General features: G+C 41.5%; 3 protein-coding genes. 2 read left to right on the top strand and 1 reads right to left on the bottom strand.

The window, feature by feature from the left end:
- Window positions 1-1,312 precede the first annotated feature (1,312 nt).
- Both EA341_RS01015 and EA341_RS01010 read left to right on the top strand, forming a co-directional pair.
- Entirely contained in the window at window positions 1,313-3,718 is a 2,406-nt protein-coding gene (locus tag EA341_RS01015; protein ID WP_293010817.1) for a TonB-dependent receptor, read from the top strand.
- Window positions 3,715-4,764, top strand: coding sequence for a DUF4249 family protein (locus EA341_RS01010; RefSeq protein WP_293010816.1), 1,050 nt, complete (start codon window positions 3,715-3,717; stop codon window positions 4,762-4,764). The genes EA341_RS01015 and EA341_RS01010 overlap by 4 nt, the downstream gene beginning before the upstream one ends.
- 9 nt (window positions 4,765-4,773) lie before the next feature.
- On the opposite strand, the gene EA341_RS01005 is transcribed toward EA341_RS01010, so the two are convergent.
- A partial coding sequence (locus EA341_RS01005) for a hypothetical protein (protein ID WP_293010815.1) occupies window positions 4,774-4,977 on the bottom strand: 204 nt, incomplete at its 5' end.

The raw sequence follows: 4,977 nt of genomic DNA, 5'->3' as shown, positions 1-4,977 counted from the left end.
CTCTCAGTCCAAGCTCAAAATAATTTCCACTACTTTTAAGTAGTGGTGGATTTGAGCAAAGGTAAGCCCGATTTTAGTCGAAAGCCGTTCGTGGGGACACGAACGGCGGCGGCAGGGTAGACTTTTTATTTGAATAGTAATGTGTTTATTTTTGATTGTAATCGAAAATAAACATGTAATTTTTCGATTATAATCGAAGAAATACATGTTTTTATGTTAAATAGGAATTATTATGATCACTAGAATTATAGAGGAGGACTACTCTTCCTGCCGGGTTTGAGGCGGCATATCCTAATACTGTATATGAAAAAGTAACTCCGGACAATTATATGGATTTTTTAGTTTGAACGAAAAACCCTAAAGGTAAAAAATGAGGTTATCCCGCAGATTCCGCTGATAGCCGCAGATAATGGGTTGGTCTCATCGTCTATTTTGATCTGCGTACATCTCCGTAATCTGCGGGAGTATAAATACCGGTACTTATGGCTTCGGGTTATTGGTATTTAGGCCTGGGTTTTGGAGACATAGAAGAGAAAATCATTTCGGCTAAAGCCCCTGAATCTTAAGCGAAACTGGTTCCACCGCATAAATGCAATGGAAATTAGGATTGACCCTCCAATCAAAGCTAACCTATCTCTCAGTCCAAGCTCAAAATAATTTCCACTACTATTAAGTAGTGGTGGACTTGAGCAAAGTTAAGCCTGACTTTAGTCGAAAAGCCATTCGTGAAGACACGAACGGCGGCAAGAGTGATTGTCCCGCAGATTTCGCTGATAGCCGCAGATAATGGGTTGGACTTGTTGTCCAATTTAATCTGCGCACATCTCCGTAATCAGCGGGAGAATAAATACCGATACTTGTGGCTTCGGGTTATTGGTATTTAGGCCAGGCTTTGGGAACAGAGAAGAGAAAATCATTTCGGCTAAAGCCTCTGAATATTAAGAGAAACTGATTCCACCGCATAAGTGCGATGGAAATTCCGAGTGAACCTCCAATTAAAGCTAACCTATCTATCAGTCCAAGCTCAAAATAATTTCCACTACTTTTAAGTAGTGGTGGATTTGAATTTAGCCAAGCCCGACTTTAGTCGAAAAGCCATTCATGAATAAACGAACGGCGGCAAGAGAGGAATTTGGGATCTTCCTTATCAGAAGTAAGTCCGAAGGTACAACCTTGCGACAACAGGATGAATAAATTCAAATATTACAAATAACTACAGAAAAAGTATATTGAGAAAAAGATTTTTTTAACTTAGCTTTTAATTAGTTGTGATTAGGCTGATATGAATCAAATAAATAAAATTTTTCAGAGCTTGAGTAGAATACTTTTGAGTTGTGGCTTGCTCTATTTCAGTACCATTACTTCAGCTTATGGGCAGAATGAATTCAAAGAACTCAGGTTTCAGGCGGAAGAAGATGAAAAAAAGAGTACCTACTTTTTAACAGGAACAATCAGAGATCAGGATAGCGGAGAACCCATATCAGGAGTATCTGTCCATATTGATGGATTTTTTACGGGAGTCAATTCAGATAACAGGGGACAGTACATCTTGCGCTTGGATTCAGGAAAGCATAGAATTGTATTCAGAAAGTTTGGGAAAGCAGCAGACTATTATATCATAGAAATGTATGGTAACGGAGTACTGGACGTGCTCATGTCCGGTGTAGATTTCGAACTTGATATTTTCACTGTTATGGCGGAGGAGAGAGATAGGAATGTGCGCAGTGCCATCACAGGGCTGACCAAAATGAATATTGCCGAAATCAAATTGGTGCCGGCGTTGATGGGGGAACCTGATGTATTTAATGTCTTGCAGGCTATGCCAGGGGTGACTTCAGTCGGAGAAGGTTCTGCAGGACTTAATATCAGAGGAGGGCAGGCAGACCAAAACCTGATCATGATGAATGAAGCAGTGGTGCTCAGTAATAACCATGCTTTGGGATTTCTTTCTTCCTTCAATGGGGACGTATTACAAAACTTCTCCTTATATAAAGGTGCTGTGCCCAGTTATTTTGGGGGAAGGAGTGCTGCAGCTTTGAATATAGAAATGCGGAAAGGGGATTTCGAGGATTGGAAGTACGGACTATCCTTTGGTTCTGCTGTTAGTAAATTTATGGTGGAGGGGCCGCTAATTCCCGAAAAGACCAGCATGATAGCAGGCATACGTCGCTCCAATCTCAATTGGAAACTCAATTCTGTAGATCAATTTGATGTGAGCAACAGTAGCCTGAGGTTTCATGACATCTACCTGGGCTTGAGTCATAAATTTTCAGAGAAACACACCTTGGATTTAAATGTCTTGAATACCGGGGATTTCTTCCAATTTTCCAATCAATTTGGATTTGAATGGAACAACTTTGTCACCTCACTGACCTCTAAAAACCTACTTTCAGACAGCTTTTCCTTGGTAGGCCTATTGGCTTACGGGTCTTTTAACAATGGCTTTTTTGAACCCGCTGAGGTAGATCCTTTCAGGGTAGATAATGGTCTTTATTATTTACAGGGTAAAATTTCCGGGCTTTGGACCAAAGATAAATTGGACCTGACTTTTGGAGCAGAAGGAATGCAATACCAAATGAGGCCTGAGACCTTGTCTCCGGTAGGGGAAAATTCTGGGGTTTTTCCTGAGCAGGTAAATAAACAAAGGGGCTTGGAGTTTGCTCCTTTTGTATCAGCAGAGTGGAATCCCCATGAGAATTTTGCCTTTACAGCAGGAGTCAGGTATTCCACATACATACAACTCGGACCGGATACTGTTTTCACTTATCAGCAGGGGTTACCGGTTTCAAGCCTGACCAGAACGGGGGAGGAAGTTTTCGGGTCGGGAGAGATGCTGAGATATGGAGGTTTTGAACCAAGGGCCTCTTTCAGATGGAGTATTGATGAAGCCAATTCCATCAAAGGGGGATACTCCAAAATGTATCAATACTTACAGACCATTTCGAATGCCACTGGACCAACGCCTATTGATCTTTGGCAGCTGAGCACCACTTATATTTTGCCTCAGATATCTCATAATTTCTCATTGGGTTATTTCAGAAATTTCAAGGAAGATGAGTGGTCAACTTCTTTGGAAGGCTTCTATAGGACTACCGAAAATCAGTTGGAGTACCGTGATTTTGCTGATCTTTTTATAAATCCTGGATTGGAGACGGAGTTGATACAGGGACAAGGAAGAGCCTACGGTGCGGAAGTGATGATTCAGAAAAATAGGGGAGGGATTACAGGTTGGTTGGCCTATACCTATAGCAGGTCATTTATCAGAACTTTATCCGAGTTTCAAGAAATCCAAGTCAATAGGGGAGATTGGTTTCCCACCAATTTTGACCGGCCACATATAGTGTCTTTGGTAGCTAATTTTCATTTGGGAAGGAGTAAATCATTAAATATGAATATCAATTATTCCACAGGAAGGCCTGTGACTGCGCCGACTACAAATTATGTGGTTGGAGGAATTTTTATTCCTGACTTTGGGGATAGGAATCAATTCCGAATTCCTGATTACTTCAGGATAGATTTGAGCTATATGACCAATGGGATAGTCAGAACATGGGACGATAAGTTTAACTTTTCCATTTATAATCTATTGGGCAGAAGAAATGCATACTCTGTTTTCTTTCAGCGGGAAGGGATGTCAAGAAGATTAAGACCTTATCAGGTATCTATACTGGGAGCAGTTTTCCCCTCCATTACTTACTCAGTTAATTTTAGCAAATGAAGAGGTTAGATAAAACCATATTGACTGTCATTGTTTTTGTCACTTTGGGACTGATCCCAAGTGCTTGCATAGACACTTTGGATTTTGGAACCGTAACCAGCGAAGGGCAATTGGTAATTTATGGCTTATTGACAGATGAATTAGGGACTCACCACGTGGAAGTGGGAAGGACCGATAGGTTTGGCTTGCTGCCTCAGGGAGATCCAAGTGCCTCGGTTTTATTATTAGAAGAAAACGGGAATTTTTTCCCTTATTCCCATGTAGGGGCAGGGAGATACGAACTCAATGAATTTCAGGCTGAAGAGACTAAAAGGTATGCCATACAGGTACAATCGGGAGAACAAATTTACCGGTCGGAATTTCAGGAGCTTCCAAAGCAAAGTGCGGAGCAGGAGGTGGAATATTCATTTATCACAGAGTCAGAAGGAATGAGAACCCGTCCATTCCTATCGTTGGAGGCCAATGTTAACCTGCCTGAGTCAGAAGAAGACATTTACCTGCGATGGTCTTTGGAAGAGACTTTTTTGTGGGTGCGCCTATGGACAGGAGGGCCTTTTGAACTGCCTCCTCCAAATTGCTTTATCTATGATGAAATTGACCCCAGTACTCTCCCTTTGCTTACTTCTGCCGAAACTGGCTCTAGAAATTTCAATATAGACCTGGGAAGACGTCTGGTGGATGATTCTTTTTTGTATCCGTTTTTTGTTTCTGTTAGACAATTGAGTGTGAGTAGAGAGACATTTGAGTATTGGTCACGGGTCAAGTCTGTTTTGAATAACCAAGGATCACTGTTCGATATTCCCCCTGCACCTATTTTGGGAAATATTAGAAATGTGGAAGATCCAGAGGAAAGGGTTTTGGGATATTTTGAAGTGGCCAAGGTTTCCATTTCAAGGATTTTCACCACTTCTGCTGATGTGCCTTTTTTCTTAACTAACCCATGTACCAATTCGCAAAACCCACCTGCGCTTTGTTTTGATTGCGAGGCAAAGGCCTTGGGAAGAAGGTGGAATACCGAAACTCCGGATTGGTGGGGATTTGATTAGAATTCAGAATTAAAAATAATTGAGTTGTAGGATTCCGGAGGCATAAGCTCCGAGCAACAGATAGCCGCAGATAATGGGTTGGATTTTTTGTCTATTTTGATCTGCGTGCATCTCCGTAATCTGTGGGAGTATAAATACCGGTACTTGTGGCTTCGGATAACTTGTCAAACTGGCTTTTGGGGACAGAGAATAGGAAATCATTTCGGCTAAAGC

It is taken from the genome of Mongoliibacter sp., assembly GCF_007692705.1.
Taxonomy (GTDB): Bacteria; Bacteroidota; Bacteroidia; order Cytophagales; family Cyclobacteriaceae; genus Mongoliibacter.
This window is presented reverse-complemented; position numbering and strand designations above follow the sequence as displayed.

Coding starts and splice junctions, on each gene's coding strand:
- EA341_RS01010 (WP_293010816.1), top strand. CDS start 3,715: ATGAAGAGGTTAGATAAAACCATATTGACTGTCATTGTTTTTGTCACT.